This is a genomic window from Flavobacteriaceae bacterium (genome assembly GCA_003443635.1).
GTDB lineage: Bacteria > Bacteroidota > Bacteroidia > Flavobacteriales > Flavobacteriaceae > AU392.
Genome location: CP031964.1, coordinates 2104854 through 2122381 on the forward strand (window position 1 = coordinate 2104854; position 17528 = coordinate 2122381).

Genomic DNA, 17528 nt, shown 5'->3' on the forward strand with positions numbered 1-17528 from the left:
AAAAAAGGTAGTATTATTTGTATATTTTATTTAACAGCATATAATCTGCAATTACTAACGCTGCCATTGCTTCAACTATAGGTATAGCTCTAGGGACTACGCAAGGATCATGGCGTCCTTTACCCTGCATCTCAACAATATTCCTTTCTTTATTTATTGTATTTTGCTTTTGCATAATAGTTGCAACAGGTTTAAATGCTACATGAAAATAAACATCCATCCCGTTACTTATACCTCCTTGTACTCCACCTGAAAGGTTAGTTTTTGTTGTACCGTCAGAGTTAAAAAGATCATTATGTTGACTCCCTTTCATTTTAGCACCCTCAAATCCGCTACCATATTCAAATCCTTTTACAGCATTAATAGACAACATTGCTTTACCTAACTCTGCATGTAATTTATCAAAAACTGGTTCTCCTAAGCCTATAGGTATATTTTGAATAACGCATTTAACAGTACCACCTATTGTATCTCCTTGTTTACGAATATCTTTAATTTTAGAAATCATTAATTCTGCTGTTTCACTATCTGGACAGCGTACCACATTTGATTCAATATGATTAAAATCTAATTCTTGATAAGGTTTATTTACAGAAATATCACCTACAGAGGATGTAAATGCATTAATCTTAATTGTATTCAGAAATTGTTTAGCAATAGCACCTGCCACTACCCTAGAAGCTGTTTCTCTGGCCGAACTACGACCACCACCTCTATAATCACGATGTCCATATTTTTGATCATATGTAAAATCTGCATGACTCGGACGATATACTTCTTTTATATGAGAATAATCTTTAGATTTCTGATTGGCATTTTCTATAATAAAACCGATAGAGGTTCCTGTAGTTTTTCCTTCAAAAATTCCAGATAAAAACTTAACTTCGTCTGGTTCTTTTCGTTGTGTGACAATTTCTGATTGACCAGGTTTGCGCCTATTCAATTCTTTTTGAATCGCTTCAAAATCTAACTTTAAACCTGATGGGCAACCATCTATAATTCCACCAATAGCTGGTCCATGTGATTCGCCAAATGTGGTTAATTTAAATATGTTTCCAAAGGAGTTTCCAGCCATTAATAAATTTTTATGCTAATGTAAATTTATTCTAAGAGATTACAAAAATAGAATTCAATAATGCTTCTATTTATATCAAAAACTATGCAATACGTACAAGTTTAGCATTTTTTTAAAATAACTCACCTATACAAAGCGTTAATATTTTAAATTTACAGATATAACTCACATAAATTTTTAATTAATTTGCGCTAACAAAAAACAAAATCAATGAAAAAATTATTTTTAATAGTTGTGACCTTTATAGGTTTTACTTGCATTTCTAACTCTCAAAATATAGCTGAAAATGCTATTGGTCTCCGATTAGGTGGAGGCGATAGTTTTGGGACTGAAGTAACTTATCAGAGGTTAATAAGTGAAAACAATCGTTTAGAATTTAATCTAGGATGGCGTAATGGAGATGATAATGGCAATGATTTTAATGCGATACGTTTTGTAGGGGTTTATCAATGGGTTTGGGTTTTAGATGGCAACTTTTATTGGTATACAGGTTTAGGGGCAGGTATAGCTTCTTTTGATATTGACCTACCAGGAGGTGGTGATCGTAATTCTACAGGATTACTAGTAGCTGGTAATATAGGTATAGAATACGATTTTGATATTCCATTACAAGTATCTTTAGATTTTAGGCCAGAATTAGGTCTTGGGAGCTTTAATGATAATTTAGATTTTGATATTGCTTTAAGTTTTAGGTATCAGTTCTAAAGTTAAAATAGCTTAATAAAAAAGCATTGCCAATAATAAGATTGCAATGCTTTTTTTTACTTCTTGAGTTTTTAATTAGAAAGTTTTTTAAATGATAACTGTTTTTAAAACATCTTCATATATTTTTTCATATTGTGCTACAACAGTATAAATATCATAGTATTTAGCTTCATTTTTAGCATTTGTTTTAAATGCATTTAAAACATCTTCGTCTCCAAGAATATGAATTGCATTTTTAGACATATCTTCTATATCTCCAACATTACTAGTAAATCCTGTTATTTTGTGTTTATTCACTTCAGGAATACCTCCTGTATTACTTGACACTACAGGTACTCCAGATGCCATAGCTTCTAATGCTGCTAATCCAAAACTTTCTGTTTCTGATGGCAATAAAAATAGATCTGAAAAGCACAAAATTTTATCAATTTCACGGCTCTTACCAAAAAAAATGACTTTATCTTCAATACCTAATTGTCGTGCTAAATTTTCTGCTGGCAAACGTTCTGGACCATCTCCTACCATCATTAGTTTTGAAGGTATTTTTTTCTGAACCTCGTTAAAAATATTTATAACATCACTTATACGTTTAACTGGTCTGAAATTACTAATATGAGTAATGATTTTTTCATCATTAGTAGCCATCATTTCACGTTGGCAATCTGTATAATCAGATCTATACTTTTCTGTATCAATAAAGTTTGGTACTACTTTAATAGTATTAGTTATATTAAAAAGACGAAGTGTATCATCCTTTAAACTCTTTGATACAGAAGTTACTGCATCAGATTTATTAATACTAAAGGTCACTGCAGGTTTATAAAATGGATGACTTCCAACTAAAGTAATATCTGTACCATGAAGAGTAGTTACAATTGGAAGGTTTATTCCTTCTTCTTGAAGCATCTTCTTTGCCATATAACCAGCATAAGCATGAGGGATTGCATAATGTACATGCAAAACTTCAATACCATGTAGTTTTACCATATCTACTAGTTTACTAGACAGTGCTAATTCATATGGTTGATAATGAAACAATGGATATTCTGGCACATTAACTTCATGATAATGTACATTATTGCTTAACAACTCTAATCTAACTGGTTGACTATATGTAATAAAATGAATTTCATGACCGCGCTTAGATAATTCTAAACCTAGTTCAGTAGCAACAACACCACTACCTCCAAAAGTTGGATAACATACTATTCCTATTTTCATTTGTTTTTTATGCACTTAGTAATAACGAAAGCTATAACATAAAAAAGATTAATTCTTAATCATCTATAGCTTCATAAATTAATCTTTGAATTTCCGTTCTAATATTCTCTCTTAATAATAAATTTTTACCTGGGGTTGGATAGGTTCTATTTGCTAAAAAAATATATACAATTTCTTCTTCAGGGTCAGCCCAAGCATAAGTACCGGTAAACCCAGAATGTCCAAAACTCTTTTTAGACAAGCACCCACAAGTAGGCCCTTCATCTCTAATCTGAGGTTTATCAAACCCAACACCTCTCCTATTATTTTTATTACAATAATAACACGTGTTAAATTTATTTATTGTTTGTGGTTTAAAATAGCGTTTTCCACCATAAAACCCTTTTTGTAAATACATCTGCATTATTTTTGCAACATCGTTAGCATTACTAAATATTCCTGCATGCCCTCCTATTCCATTTTGCATTGCAGCACCCATATCGTGTACATATCCATGTACTTCTTGAAATCGAAAATAATCATCAACTTCTGTAGGGATAATTTGAGTATTACTAAATTTATTTCTTGGATTATATGTCGTATAATTTGCTCCTAAAGATTCATAAAAATGACTTTGGACTAATTTATCTAAAGTTGTATCATAAAAATCTTCTACATATTTTTTAAGAATGTAATAAGGCAAATCACTATATCTATATCGTAACCTATTTAAAAGCTCACTATCTTTAATTGTTTCTTGAATTGAATCTTGATAATCTGATCTTAAATATAAATTATTGGTAACTTGTATGTTAAAAGTATTACTTTTTTTAGAATTATAATATTTAGGGTTTGGGCGTTTAGAAACAGAATCTATTGTATTATAATAAAAGGGTATCCATGGTCTTAATCGCGCATAATGAGATAACATACGCTTTAGCGTTACATTTTCTTTATTTGTGCCTTTATAATCTGGTAACAATTGAGATAATTTGCTATCTAATGAAATACTCCCTTTTTCTTCTAATTCCATTACTAATGGTAATGTCGCTAAAATTTTAGTTAAAGAAGCTACATCATACAAATCTGAAGATTTCACCTTCTTATTTGAATCATATGTATGTTTACCAAAATTTTTATTATAAATTACCTTTCCTTTTCTAGCAACTAATAATTGTATTCCTGGTGTCATTTTATTCTTTATAGCATATTCAGCTACAGAATCAATTTTACTCAATCGCTTTGAGTTTATACCAACACGTTCTGGTATTGTATACCCTAAACGTTTTAAAGAATTTGTTTTGATACCAATACCCAATTTAAAATCTTTACCAGAACTTACAGGCAATTCTCCTTTTGCTCCAATTGCTCCAAACATTAACTGTGCAGTTTTTTGCTGAGCTATATTACTATTTTGATAAGCTACTGTAATATTATTTATATTTTCAGTAGATGTTAAATCTAATAAAGCATAAGGTTTAGTAAATACACTTAAAAGTACAGTATTTGTTCTGGCTATTTCATATAGCCAAACCAACTCTTTATTTTTAAATCTATGAGATTTCCATGGAGTTTCATTAGATTTATGAAAACCTACAATAACTGTATTATAATTTTTTAATTTCGTTACTAGGTCATCTAACGAGTTTGCTTTTATTTCGTGAACTTTAGCATATTTTTTAAGTTCTGATAAAAATGTTGAGCCATCTGCATCTCCCATTTTTACATAAGCAATTTTCTTTTTCTCTAAACCCTGTAATGGCAAAATATCACTTTCATTTTTAACAACGGTTAATGCATTTTCTATAAGCTCTTCATAAAGAATATCATCTTTTAAACGATTTAAGTCTTTAACTAAATTATGAGTTCCAATTGGCTCATAGTCATTTAACCCAACTTTATATTTTGCTTTCAATATTTTTTTAACTGAATGAGCTAAACGCTCTTCTGTAATATCCCCTTTTTCAAAAGCTTCAATTATTTTAGCAATCCCTTTTGGAATGTCTTCAGAAATTAATAATACATCATTCCCTGCTTTAAAAGCTGCTAAATCTATATCTCCTGATTCTGCAAAATTTGAAGCTCCTTTCATGTTTAGAGCATCTGTATAAATAAGTCCCTTAAACTCTAATCTATCTTTTAAAATATCCGAAACTATATGTTTTGAAAGTGATGACGGATATCCTTCTCTAGATTCTAAACTAGGAACATTTAAATGTGCTACCATTACACTCGACAATCCATTTTTAATTAATTCCTTGTATGGATATAACTCAATAGAATCAATTCGTTTTTCATTAAAACTTATAGTTGGTAAAGTTTTATGGGAATCAGAATCTGTATCACCATGCCCAGGAAAATGTTTCGCATTTGCTAAAACACCTGCTCCTTGCATTCCTTTCATAAATGCTAATGCTTTTTCTGTAACATTATTTCTATCTTCTCCAAAAGAACGATTTCCTATAATTGGATTATTAGGGTTCGTATTAATATCTACAACAGGTGCAAAATTAAAGTGTACTCCAACACGCTTACAATGTTCACCTATATGTTTTCCTGCCCTTTCAATTAATTTAGGATCTTTAATCGCCCCTAGTGTCATATTCCAAGGGAATGCATATGTAGAATCTAATCTCATACTTAAACCCCATTCAGCATCCATACCAATTAATAGAGGTAATTTAGATATTGCTTGTAATTCGTTATTAAGTTTTGCTTGACGAACAGGTCCTCCTTTAGAATAAATTAAGCCGCCAATATGATTATTTTTTATAAGCTTAATAGTTGCTGCCTTAGTGGCTGCATCTTGATTAGAAAATACTTGAAGCATATATAACTGTCCAACTTTTTCTTGTAGACTCATATTAGTATATATACTATCTACCCATTTTTGTTGTAGTAATGTGTCTTTAGCTAGTAGAGGGTCTTTAGTCTCTTGTCCAAAAATAATATTTGAAAACAAAAGAGTAATAACTAAGGTTATATAAATACGCATAAAATGGATTAATTAATTTTTATTTTATAATAAATATAAAAACTATGCCAAATTAGCATTTTTAAAAAGAAGAATATAAAACTTTAAGATACTTTTATTAATAAGAAATTAACTATTTTAATTTAAAAAACGACTATGCCAACTATCTTTAGCTGGAACTTCCCAGTTTTCTAAAAATTCAGCTTTATTGGTTACCAAGTTGTTAAACACTATAGTGTTTTTTGATACAGCTTTTTCTTTAGCCATCTTTCTAAACTCGGTCAATGGTTTATAAGCAATGAATTCGCCTTGTTTATAGGAAACATTCATTTTATCCATTAAATCGATATTGAAATCTTTCTCTAGTTGTTGAATAAAATGTACTGAAGCATCTATAGAACATCCAGTTGCTTTATTCAAGTTTTGATTCAAACCAATTATTATAAATCTCTTATACTTAACATTATAACCTGATTGTAAATCACTTCCATGAGCAGTCCAATTTTCAATAAACACATCTAATCTTGATTTAATTTCTTTTATTTCATTTTCAGATAATGAACGATTACATTGATATATCCAAACTCTAGAAGTCTCAGGTAATATATTAAAATCTACAAGCATAATTATTTATAAATCTTGAGCATTAGCTATAAGTTCTGCTATATCCATTACAGCTACATTATTTTCTTTTTCTTTAGCTTTAACACCATCTGTCATCATTGTATTACAAAATGGACAGCCTGCAGCTATAATTTCTGGTTTAATATCTAAAGCTTGCTCTGTACGTTCTACATTAACATCTTTATCTCCTTGTTCTGGTTCTTTAAACATTTGAGCACCGCCTGCACCACAACATAATCCATTTTTACGACAGTTTTTCATTTCAACCAACTCTGCCTCTAATTTACGAATTAAATCTCTAGGAGCTTCATAAACATTATTTGCACGTCCTAAATAACAGGGGTCATGAAATGTAATACGTTTCCCTTTAAATTGCCCTCCTTCAACTGTTAAACGACCATCATCTAACAAGCTTTTTAAGAATTGTGTATGATGTACTACCTCATAATTACCTCCCAATGAAGGGTATTCGTTTTTAATAGTATTAAAACAATGTGGGCAAGCAGTTACAATTTTTTTTATTTCATAAGCGTTCATAACCTCAATATTGGTTACGGCTTGCATTTGAAACAAAAATTCGTTTCCAGCTCGCTTTGCAGGATCTCCTGTACAACTTTCTTCTGTCCCTAAAACTGCAAACTCTACATTAGCTTTATTTAAAAGCTTTACAAATGCTTTCGTTATTTTTTTAGCTCTATCATCAAAACTACCAGCACAACCTGTCCAAAATAATACTTCAGGTTGTTTTCCTTGAGCCATAAATTCTGCCATTGTTGGCACTTTTAATGCATCACTCATATACTTTTTGAGTTATATATTATTATTTACCATCATCAAATACTTGAATGGTTACTTTTTTATCCACTAAATCTGTAAACTTACCTTTATATTGAGTAGCTTTTACTAAATGATTATCTATCCAATGGTAATTACCACCTCTAGGTTTACCCATCAATAAACTATGATATTTAAATCCATGCTTTTTAAGCCAAATCTCTGTATACTCTCTATGATCTTCTGTTCTAGAAGTAAAAAAACAAATAATATGGCCTTGATCATACCATTTATTACATGTTATTAACGCATCTGAATATACTTCAGCTGTTAGCATACGTTCTGGTTCTTCATTTGGAATATCTTCTCCAATGGTACCGTCAATATCTATAAGATAATTTTTTACATTTTCAGGTAACATAGGGCTGATTTTTTCGCCATCAACTATTTTGTCTTGCAATAATTTATTTACATCTTTTTTACTCATAATAGTCGATTTTTGTCAGCTTTTAAATCTTAAATTCTTGACTAAAGTAAATTTTAGTTAAGCCTCATCTTTCCAATTTAAACGATCCATTTGGTTATAAGGCCAAGGTGCACCATTATTTTCGATGTTTGTCATCATATTATTTAATTCAACTGGTGCTGCAGATTCTTCCATAACGAGGTAACGCCTCATATCTAAGATAATGGATAATGGATTTATACTAACCGGGCAAGCTTCAACACAAGCATTACATGAAGTACAAGCCCAAAGTTCTTCTTTTGTTATATAATCATTCAATAACTGTTTTCCATCATCTTGAAAAGTCCCATTATTTGAATCTATATTCTTACCTACCTCTTCCAATCGATCTCTAGTATCCATCATTATTTTGCGAGGCGATAGTTTTTTACCTGTTTGATTTGCAGGGCATTCACTAGTACAGCGACCACACTCAGTACAAGTATAAGAATTAAGTAATTGTACCCAATTTAAATCTTGAACATCACTGGCTCCAAATTTTTCTGGAGCTTCTTCTTCAACATCATCTGCAGGTGCAGCAAATGGATCTGCATTAGGGTCCATCATTAACATGACTTCTTTAGTAACAGCTTCTAAATTATTAAATTCTCCTTTGGGTTTTAAACTGCCATAATATGTATTTGGAAATGCTAATAAAATATGTAAATGCTTAGAAAAGTATAGGTAGTTTAAAAATACTAGAATTCCTAAAATATGAATCCACCAAGCACTACGTTCTATAATGTGAAGTGTTCCTTCAGTTACTCCACTAAATAAAGGCGTTATATATTGACTAATAGTATTACCTGAATTCATTTCTTGAAAATGAATATCTGTTGCATTCATTAACAAAAATAATGTCATTAATACCATTTCAAAATACAAAATATAATTAGCGTCATTTTTTGGCCAACTTTTCATTTCTGCTTTCCAAAAACGTTTTAACTTTATGATATTACGACGTATCCAAAATACGATTACTGATACAAATACTAAAAGTGCTAAAATTTCAAAAGCTCCTATTAAAAATCCATAAAAACTTCCTAAAGAAGAAAACACTCGATGAGTTCCAAAAAGACCATCTATAATAATTTCTAAAACTTCAATATTAATAATTATAAATCCAACATAAACAATAACATGTAATATTCCGGCGATAGGGCGACGTACCATTTTACTTTGTCCGAGAGCTATCATTGCCATATTTTTCCAACGCTGTGATTTATTATCACTAACATCTATATCTCTCCCCAATTTAATATTTCGTCTTAATTTTGAAATATTTTTAATAAAATAACCAACTCCTAATATTAAAGCAATTGCAAAAATTATATTGGGTATGTAATTCATAATTATGGTTAGCTAATTAATTTTTATTGTTTGCTTTAATTTCATTTCCATCTGCATCATATTGCTTTGCTTTCTTTCCAAATAATGAAAAATGCACATAACGTTTTGGGTTGAGTTTCATGTCTTCTAATAATTCTTCAACCTGTTTTGATGCACCAGCTAAATTATCGTATAATGCTTCATCTTTTAATAATTTCCCTACAGTACCTTCTCCATTTTCAATAGATGCTAAAATTTTATCAAAATTATTTAAGGTAGATTTTAATCCATTTATTGTTTCATTAAGGTTTGCAGATGCAATTGAATCTGTAATACTTGATAAATTAGATGAAATATCTTCAACATTTGTTATAGTATTGCTTAATTTTTCTTCATTATTTTTTATGAGATTATTAAGCGATTTAGAAGTTTCTTTAAATGAAGTTATTGTAGTAGTTAACTCTGCAATTGCATTTTTTAAATTATTCTTGGTTTCATAGTCTAAAACGGAGTTTATATTGGTTAAAGTAGAATCTGCACTAACCATAATAGTTTGTATTTTTTCTTGTAATGGCGTTACAGTTTCTCCAATTAAATCTGTTAACCCACCTTTAATACTACCTTCTAAATAATCTCCTTTTTCAGCATTTTCTGCATTGTCAAAAGCTGGAAGTATTTGGATAGCCTTTCCTCCTAAAAGACCATTATCAAAAAGTTCTACAATACTATTTTTTGAAAATTTAAAATCACTATCGACTGTTAAGGTTACTTTTAATTTCCCTGAGCCATCTCCAACAAAATTTACACTTTGTACACGACCTACTGTTAAGCCATTAATTAATACCGGAGCCGAAGGTGCCAATCCCCCAACGTGATTATAAACTGTGTGAAATGTACGTGAAGAGTTTAATAAATTATCTCCTTTTAAATAATTATACATCCATATTAATAATAATAATCCTGAAATTACTAATATGGCGGTCCTGACTTCTCTAGAAATTTTCAATACAAATAGTTATTGTTTAGAGACAAAATTAGTAATTAATTTAAAAAGAATGCTTCTAATTTATCGGAGTTTTTTAATATCGTCTAAAGGAATTTGCTCACCATCTCTAAAAGCTACTATAAAACAAGTTTTATAGCCTTTAATTTTTGCTTCTTCCATGTTTTTTTTAATGGTGGAATAGTTTGAAGTTTCTCCATAAAAATATTTATAGCCGTTACCATAATTAGTTCTAGAAATATTTCTTAAACCATTAAAGTTATAAGGTTTTGTTTCTAATTTACGTGATCCAGCTGCAATTTGCACTTTATAAATAATGTCATTATCTAATACAATTTCTTTTTCCTTTTCAATTACCGAACCATTTGATGCAATTAAAAAATCAGAATTTAGATTATTTTTATATTTTATAATTGCATCTGTTATAGCTGATGCCATTTGAGTTTTTCCTTTTTTAGAATTTAAATATGCACCTTCTTTTTTATAAGATAAAAAGCCAGTTTCAACTAATACGCTTGGCATATATGTTTGATGTAATACTATAAACCCTGCTTGCTTTACGCCTCTACTTTTTCTTTTTATTTTATTCTTAAAACTATCTTGAATATAAGTCGCTAATAAAATACTTTGATCTAAATAATCTTCTTGTAAGAGTGCTAATCCAATTAATGATTCTGGAGAATCTGGATTAAAACCTTCGTAGTTTTTTTCATAATCTTCTTCTAAAAAAATAACTTCATTTTCAGCTTTTGCAACATTAAAGTTAGTCTCATTTCGTTTAGTACCTAATACCCATGTTTCAGTTCCATTGGCTTGGCTAGTATGCCCATTACAATGTATTGACACAAATAAATCTGCATCAGCTTTATTTGCAATGGCTCCACGCTTATGCAAATCAACAAATACATCTGTTTTACGAGTGTATATAACTTCAATATCTTTATGTTTTTCAAGAGCTTTACCTATATTTAAAGCAATTGCTAGAGCTATATCTTTTTCTTTAAACCCATTCCAAGTATTTCCAGGATCATTATCTCCATGACCCGCATCTAAAACTACTTTAAACTTATCTCTAGATGGCTGTGCAAAAACCACAGTTGTTAATAAAAATATAAAGAATACTAAAAGGGATTTCATTTTCGTTTGCATAAACACTTAAACGGCTTAAAAACTAGGTTTATTTTAAATTTTATTTTTTTTGCTTAATAAAATAAACCAAAAAAATATATGTAACTTTGGCAATTCAAAAACCGAGCCATACTTTTACAAAAATACATCTAAAAGCGTTGCAAACAAACATCTTTAATATACTTTTTGCCCTAAGTTTTACAGTGTTTATAAACACTTTTGGTTACACTCAAGATGTAGGTGATAAAAATAAAATTATTAAACCAAAAGAGAATGATTCTATTTCTAATCTAAGGGAACAAGACACAATTAAACAGGATACTTTAAAGGTGAAAAAAGAAGGGGCTCTAACCGATAAAGTAATATATAAAGCAAAAGGCTATATCGCTTCTGAAGGTAAAAAAGCTATTTTATATGATGAAGCAAAAGTAAATTATGGCGTATATGAAATTACTGCAGGAATTATAGTTATTGATAACGCTACAGGTCTTGTTTATGCTGGCCGTATTAAAGACTCGTCTGGAGTGTATTTGCAAAAGCCAATTTTTAAACAAGGTGGACAAGTTATAGAATCTGATTCTATACAGTTTAATATTGAATCAAAAAAAGCATTGATTTGGAATTCTAAAACAGAGCAGGAAGGCGGTACTATTTTCCCTGAATTAAGTAAGAAAGAGAATGATTCTACTTTTTATATATCCAATGCAAAATTTACAACTTCTGAAACTCCTGAAGATCCTGAATATTATTTTTTAGTTAGAAAAGGGAAAGTTGTTCCTGGTAAAAAAATAGTTACTGGTCTTACAAATTTATTTATTGCAGATGTACCAACACCTATAGGTGTTCCGTTTGCTTATTTCCCTTTAACAAAAAAACAAACATCAGGAGTTATATTTCCAACGTTTGGAGAGCAGAATGAAAGAGGGTATTTTATACAAAACGGAGGTTATTATTTTGCTATTAGTGATTATTTAGATCTCGCTGTTCTTGGAGATTATTATACAAATGGTAGCTATGCTCTTAATTTAGAAAGTAATTATAGAAAGCGTTACAATTATAACGGCATTTTTAGTTTTAGATTTGAAAATTTATTAATAAGTGAACGTGGGTTTCCAGATTTTTCACAATCTGAGATTTATAATCTAAGATGGACTCATAGAAAAGATGCAAAATCAAATCCAAATTCTACATTTTCTGCTTCTGTAAATATAGGAAGTAGTACTTTTTTTCAAGAATCTTTAAATCAACTTACAACCTCTAGTTTCTTAAATAATACATTAACGTCTTCCGTATCTTATTCCAGAAGATTTCAAACAGTTCCTGAGGTAAGATTTAGTTTAACTGCGACTCACTCACAGAATACTCAAACCGAAAGTATTAATTTAACACTACCAACATTTCAAGCTAGTGTGGATCGTATTTTTCCTTTTGCTCCAAAAGTAGGAAGTAAAAAGGGAATAATACAAAATATAAACTTGCAGTACAATGTACGGGCAGAAAATAGGATACAAACTACTGATTCTGATTTTTTCACAAGTAGAATGTTTGACAATGCACTTATTGGAGCAAGGCATACCATACCTATTAATACTAATTTTAAATTATTAAAACATCTCAGTTTTAGTGCAAATGCAAATTTTGAAGAAACTTGGACGCTTAATACTATTAATAGGTTTTTTGATGAAACAACACAGGAAATAGTTACTGAAGACATAGATGGGTTTGATTCGTTTAGAACATATAATTTTAGTGCTAATCTAGGTACCACTATATATGGACAAGCAAATTTTGGAGAGAATAGTAAATTACAAGCTATCCGACATGTTATACGGCCTAGTATTTCTTATAGTATTAACCCTGCTTTTAATCAGTTTTTTGACAATGTTGAAGTAGTTGATGCAAATGGAACTACAGTTGGAGAATTAGAACAAGAATTTTCTCGATTTGAAGGCTCGTTATTTGGAGCTCCTGGGAATCAATTTTCCAGTAATATAGGGCTTACTGTAAGTAATAATATTGAAGCAAAAATAAGAAGCAAAAATAAAGATGGAAAAATAGAATCTAAGAAAATAGTTATCTTCAATAATTTAAATTTATCTACAAATTATAACATATCTGCAGATTCCTTAAACCTAAGCCCTATAAGAGTTACTGGTGGTACAAAGTTATTTAAAGATTTAGACATAAATTTCGGAGCTACTTTTGATCCTTATGCTCTAGATAATAACAATAATAGGATCAATACATTTAATATTAATGCTGGTGGTGGTTTGGCTAGGTTAACTACTGCTAACGCCACTGCTAGTTATAATTTCTCGAGTAAAAGCTTTAGTAATAAACGTCAAAAAAACGAAGCAGCAAGGCAAGAATCGTTAAGAAATGGTGGTAGAGAAGATGATTTGTTTGGTGTTTCTCAAAATTTTGCAAATCAACAATTTAATCAAGAAGAAGAAAATAAAAAAGAGCCTGATCAAAAAAATAGTGAATTTTATAATTTTAAAATCCCATGGAGTTTAAGGCTTGCATATACTGTAAATTACAACAATGCAAGAGGTCAGAACGAAATTGCTTCTCATTCAATAATGGCATCAGGGGATATTCAATTATCTCCTAGATGGAGCATTGGAGTTTCTTCAGGGTATGATGTTCTTAATAAAGGAGTAACATTTACTCAATTTAGGTTTACAAGAGATCTAGAAAGTTGGAGAATGGACTTTACCTGGGTACCATTTAGTACTCGTAGTTCATGGAATTTCTTTATTGGAGTAAAAGCACCTATTTTAGAAGCTCTTAAATACGAAAAGCGTAGAGAAAGAGATAGACAGCTTTAGAATCATTTAAACTAATACATATAATAATATATTTTATGAAAACTATAATTACTACATCAAAAGCACCAGCTCCAATTGGACCATATAATCAAGCTGTTTTAAATAACAACATACTTTATACATCAGGGCAAATTGCTTTTCACCCAGAAACAATGGAGCTTATTTATGATGATATAAAAACAGAGACTAAACGTGTAATGGAAAACTTAAAAGCAATTTTAGATGAAGCAGAAATGACTTTTGAGAATATCATAAAAGCGACTATTTTTATTAGTGATATGGATAATTTTGGACAGATAAACGAAGTATATGGAACTTATTTTAATGATGATACTGCTCCTGCACGCGAATGTGTGCAAGTGGCGCGTTTACCAAAAGATGCTAATGTAGAAATTAGCATGATTGCAATGAAGTAAAACAAAATTATAATTTAAATAGATCAAAAAAAGCATCATAATAGTTTATGATGCTTTTTTAATATATTTTTAATTTTTTATTTGTTCATTTAATAAAATTGGATCACCAAACCCTAGATCTTTCAATCGCTCCAATTGTGTTTTCGCATCACCAACAACCAACCAATTCATTTTACTTGGATCTAAATATTTTTTAGATAATTTTTTAATTTCTTCTACGGTCATATTATTAACAATAGCTTCACGTTCTTTAATATAATTATCACTAAAATCATAAGCGCTAATATTTCTTAACATATTTAACTTTGCTCCTGCAGTTTCAAATGCTCTAGAATTACTTTTTACTAAAAACTGTTTTGTCGTTGCCAAATCAGCTTCAGTATAATTAGGTCCATAATTATTGAGGATTTCTTTTATTAATTGAGTAGATTCTAAGGTAACATTGGTTCTTACACGACTAAAAATTGTAAAATCTCCTTTATCTTTAGTTCCAGAAAAACCTGAGCCAATTCCATAAGTATAGCCTTTACCTTCTCTTAGTTCTTGAGTTAACTGTGATGCAAATCCACCGCCACCAAGGATATAATTCATAATTGTTGCCGGATAATAATCTTTATCGTTAACGGCCAAAGCAGGATAACCTATATTTAACACAGATTGTTTTGCTCCAGGAACATCATAAAAATAAATTTTTGATGCTTGAGGTTGTTCAGGAACTGTGTACTCAGGAATAGTTACAACTTTATTTTCCCAGCGATCATTAATATTTTTCAATGAAGTAACAACAGTATTTTGATCTATCGCTCCAACAACGTGCATTTTTGCTATGGAAGGAGAAAAATTATTATTATAATATGCTTTTAAATCTTCAATAGTTATTGTATTTATCGTCTCTATATCCCCAAGAATATTCTTAGATTTAATGTTATCTTCTCCATATGTAAGCACATCATATGCTGCATTGGCTATTGCATTAGGATTTGCTTGTTGTTGTAATAACTGACTCGATACACTTTGTTTTGCTAAATCAAATTCATTAGCGTCCCAACGAGGTTCTAATATAATTTCTTCAAGTAATTTTAAAGTCTCATCATAATTTCTAGCTAAAGTATTTCCCGTTATTGTAATATTCTCCTTAGTAGCAAACATATTAATAGATGCGCCTAATTGTTGAATAGCTTCTTCTAATTCTTTAGGCGTTTTTGTGGCCGTTCCCTTAGTTAACATATCGGTTAATAGGTTAGCAACTCCTGTTTTATTAAAATCTTCTAATAACTGTCCTCCTTCAATCACAATATTAAATTGCACTAGTGGTACTTCATTACTTTCAATTCCATAAAGTTCTAATCCGTTAGATAATTTATCTTTCCATACTTTCGGAATAGTAACCGAAGGTGATTCTCCATAAGGAGGTTCTTCAGTTCTATCAAAAGATGAAGGTGTACGCTCGTATTCAGCTGCAATAGATGCATCAAATGTTTCTTCTGCTCCTTGTGTAATTTTTTCTTCTACAACTTCAGCTTTAATAGATCCGTTTAATGCTAAATCTAATTGCCCTTTTGGAACAAAACTCGTTGCTATAAAATTCTTTCCTTTTATATATTTATTAAAAACATGCATTACATCTTCCTTAGTTACAGCGAGGATGTTTTGAATATCTTCATTGATAAAGCCTGGGTTATCAGCAAAAATATTATATTGTGCTAATTGAAATCCTTTCCCTAAAACGCTTGACAATCCATTATAAAATCCTGTTTCCTGACCTGCTTTAATTCTGTTTAGATCATTCTCAGGGATGCCATCTATTCCAAATTTATCTAACGCTATATTAATTACATTTTCCACCTCATCTAATTGCTTTCCAGAAAATGCTCTAACAGATAAATGTAATTGCCCTGCCAATTCAGAAGTTCGATTAAACATACGTACGTTAGATGTAAGTTTAGCATCTTCAACTAAAGCTTTATACAAGGGAGCATTTTTCCCTCGTGACAAATATTGAGTCAGTACTGTTAAAGCGTAAGCATCTTTACTATATTGTTCTACTGTAGGCCAAACCATTGTTAACTCTGGCAATCTCGCAAAATTATCTTCGTGATATAATTTTATTGTTTCTTGTACAACACCATTTCTTACAGTTAAAGGAGTGATTTCGCCTCCACTAGGAATTTCATCAAAATATTTTTTTACCCAAGCTTTAGCAGTGGCACTATCAAAATCCCCAGATATTACTAAAGTTACATTGTTAGGAACATACCAATGTTTAAAAAATTCTTTTACATCATCTAGAGTTGCATTTTGAAGATCTTCTAGAGAACCTATAACTTGCCAGTTATAAGGGTGATCTTTAGGGTAAAGGTTTTTATCTATGACATAATTGGTATGTCCATAAGGGTTATTATCTACACTTTGACGTTTTTCGTTTTTAACTACTTGTTTTTCTTTCGCCAAAACAGGATCTGTTACTGTATTAATAAACCATCCTAATTTATCTGCTTCTGCCCAAATCATTTTCTCTAAAGCATCTTTTGGAACCGTTTGAAAATAATTAGTACGATCTCTAGAGGTTGATCCATTAGCACCTGAGCCTCCAATGCGTGCACTCATTTTATCTAATCCTCCTTTACCTAAATTCTCTGATTCTAAAAATAATAAGTGTTCAAATAAATGCGCAAAACCTGTACGCCCTTCCTTTTCTCTTGCAGATCCTACATGAGCTGTTAAAGCAACAGCTACTACTGGATCTGAACGATCTATATGAAAGACTACATCTAAGCCATTATCTAATTCAAATTTTTCGTATTCAATATTGAAATCAGTAACTACTTCTTCTTTTGATTCTGAAGAATTACAAGCTATAAGAAATACTAGTAAAAGTCCAAGAATAATTTTTTTAATCATTAGTATATTTTTATAATTAAACACTTTTTTATTTTAAAAAATGAAGTCTAAAGGTAATAACTT

The 17528-nt window shown here is 30.3% G+C and carries 13 protein-coding genes; 3 read left to right on the forward strand and 10 right to left on the reverse strand.

The window, feature by feature from the left end; all coding sequences use genetic code 11:
* Positions 1 to 13: 13 nt before the first annotated feature.
* Positions 14 to 1075, reverse strand: a complete 1062-nt coding sequence (locus tag D1817_09600) for a chorismate synthase (GenBank protein ID AXT20126.1) — start codon at positions 1073 to 1075, stop codon at positions 14 to 16.
* Between the two features lie 210 nt (positions 1076 to 1285).
* On the opposite strand from D1817_09600, the gene D1817_09605 reads away from it, so the two are divergent.
* Positions 1286 to 1780, forward strand: a complete 495-nt coding sequence (locus D1817_09605) for a hypothetical protein (protein ID AXT20127.1) — start codon at positions 1286 to 1288, stop codon at positions 1778 to 1780.
* A gap of 87 nt (positions 1781 to 1867) precedes the next feature.
* Here the strand turns inward: D1817_09605 and bshA are convergent, their stop codons facing one another.
* From bshA to D1817_09645, 8 genes are all read right to left on the reverse strand, one after another.
* On the reverse strand, positions 1868 to 3001 hold the full coding sequence (bshA, locus tag D1817_09610; GenBank protein AXT20128.1) for an N-acetyl-alpha-D-glucosaminyl L-malate synthase BshA: 1134 nt from the start codon (positions 2999 to 3001) through the stop codon (positions 1868 to 1870).
* Positions 3002 to 3056: 55 nt separating this feature from the next.
* Positions 3057 to 5975, reverse strand: a complete 2919-nt coding sequence (locus D1817_09615) for a beta-N-acetylglucosaminidase (GenBank protein ID AXT20129.1) — start codon at positions 5973 to 5975, stop codon at positions 3057 to 3059.
* Between the two features lie 117 nt (positions 5976 to 6092).
* Positions 6093 to 6578 (reverse strand): ABC transporter ATPase, encoded by a 486-nt coding sequence (locus tag D1817_09620; GenBank protein AXT20130.1) that lies wholly within the window; start codon positions 6576 to 6578, stop codon positions 6093 to 6095.
* A 6-nt stretch (positions 6579 to 6584) separates the two neighbouring features.
* A complete protein-coding gene (locus D1817_09625; protein AXT20131.1) occupies positions 6585 to 7376 on the reverse strand; it encodes a (Fe-S)-binding protein in 792 nt (263 codons plus the stop codon).
* Between the two features lie 22 nt (positions 7377 to 7398).
* A complete protein-coding gene (locus D1817_09630; GenBank protein ID AXT20132.1) occupies positions 7399 to 7839 on the reverse strand; it encodes a phosphoheptose isomerase in 441 nt (146 codons plus the stop codon).
* A gap of 57 nt (positions 7840 to 7896) precedes the next feature.
* Positions 7897 to 9207, reverse strand: a complete 1311-nt coding sequence (locus D1817_09635; protein ID AXT20133.1) for a (Fe-S)-binding protein — start codon at positions 9205 to 9207, stop codon at positions 7897 to 7899.
* Positions 9208 to 9223: 16 nt separating this feature from the next.
* Entirely contained in the window at positions 9224 to 10192 is a 969-nt protein-coding gene (locus D1817_09640; protein AXT20134.1) for an MCE family protein, read from the reverse strand.
* 60 nt (positions 10193 to 10252) lie between these two features.
* On the reverse strand, positions 10253 to 11338 hold the full coding sequence (locus D1817_09645; GenBank protein AXT20135.1) for an N-acetylmuramoyl-L-alanine amidase: 1086 nt from the start codon (positions 11336 to 11338) through the stop codon (positions 10253 to 10255).
* 86 nt (positions 11339 to 11424) lie between these two features.
* Between D1817_09645 and D1817_09650 the strand changes: the two genes are divergently transcribed.
* Positions 11425 to 14148, forward strand: coding sequence for an LPS-assembly protein LptD (locus D1817_09650; GenBank protein ID AXT20136.1), 2724 nt, complete (start codon positions 11425 to 11427; stop codon positions 14146 to 14148).
* A 35-nt stretch (positions 14149 to 14183) separates the two neighbouring features.
* Positions 14184 to 14564, forward strand: a complete 381-nt coding sequence (locus D1817_09655) for a RidA family protein (GenBank protein AXT20137.1) — start codon at positions 14184 to 14186, stop codon at positions 14562 to 14564.
* A gap of 69 nt (positions 14565 to 14633) precedes the next feature.
* On the opposite strand, the gene D1817_09660 is transcribed toward D1817_09655, so the two are convergent.
* Positions 14634 to 17462: an insulinase family protein gene (locus D1817_09660; protein AXT21262.1), complete on the reverse strand. Its 2829-nt coding sequence runs from the start codon at positions 17460 to 17462 to the stop codon at positions 14634 to 14636.
* Positions 17463 to 17528 lie beyond the last annotated feature (66 nt).

Excerpts from the sequence above, each read along its gene's own strand:
- D1817_09600 (AXT20126.1), bottom strand. The coding sequence starts at position 1,075 with ATGGCTGGAAACTCCTTTGGAAACATATTTAAATTAACCACATTTGGC.
- D1817_09605 (AXT20127.1), top strand. The coding sequence starts at position 1,286 with ATGAAAAAATTATTTTTAATAGTTGTGACCTTTATAGGTTTTACTTGC.
- bshA (AXT20128.1), bottom strand. The coding sequence starts at position 3,001 with ATGAAAATAGGAATAGTATGTTATCCAACTTTTGGAGGTAGTGGTGTT.
- D1817_09615 (AXT20129.1), bottom strand. The coding sequence starts at position 5,975 with ATGCGTATTTATATAACCTTAGTTATTACTCTTTTGTTTTCAAATATT.
- D1817_09620 (AXT20130.1), bottom strand. The coding sequence starts at position 6,578 with ATGCTTGTAGATTTTAATATATTACCTGAGACTTCTAGAGTTTGGATA.
- D1817_09625 (AXT20131.1), bottom strand. The coding sequence starts at position 7,376 with ATGAGTGATGCATTAAAAGTGCCAACAATGGCAGAATTTATGGCTCAA.
- D1817_09630 (AXT20132.1), bottom strand. The coding sequence starts at position 7,839 with ATGAGTAAAAAAGATGTAAATAAATTATTGCAAGACAAAATAGTTGAT.
- D1817_09635 (AXT20133.1), bottom strand. The coding sequence starts at position 9,207 with ATGAATTACATACCCAATATAATTTTTGCAATTGCTTTAATATTAGGA.
- D1817_09645 (AXT20135.1), bottom strand. The coding sequence starts at position 11,338 with ATGCAAACGAAAATGAAATCCCTTTTAGTATTCTTTATATTTTTATTA.
- D1817_09655 (AXT20137.1), top strand. The coding sequence starts at position 14,184 with ATGAAAACTATAATTACTACATCAAAAGCACCAGCTCCAATTGGACCA.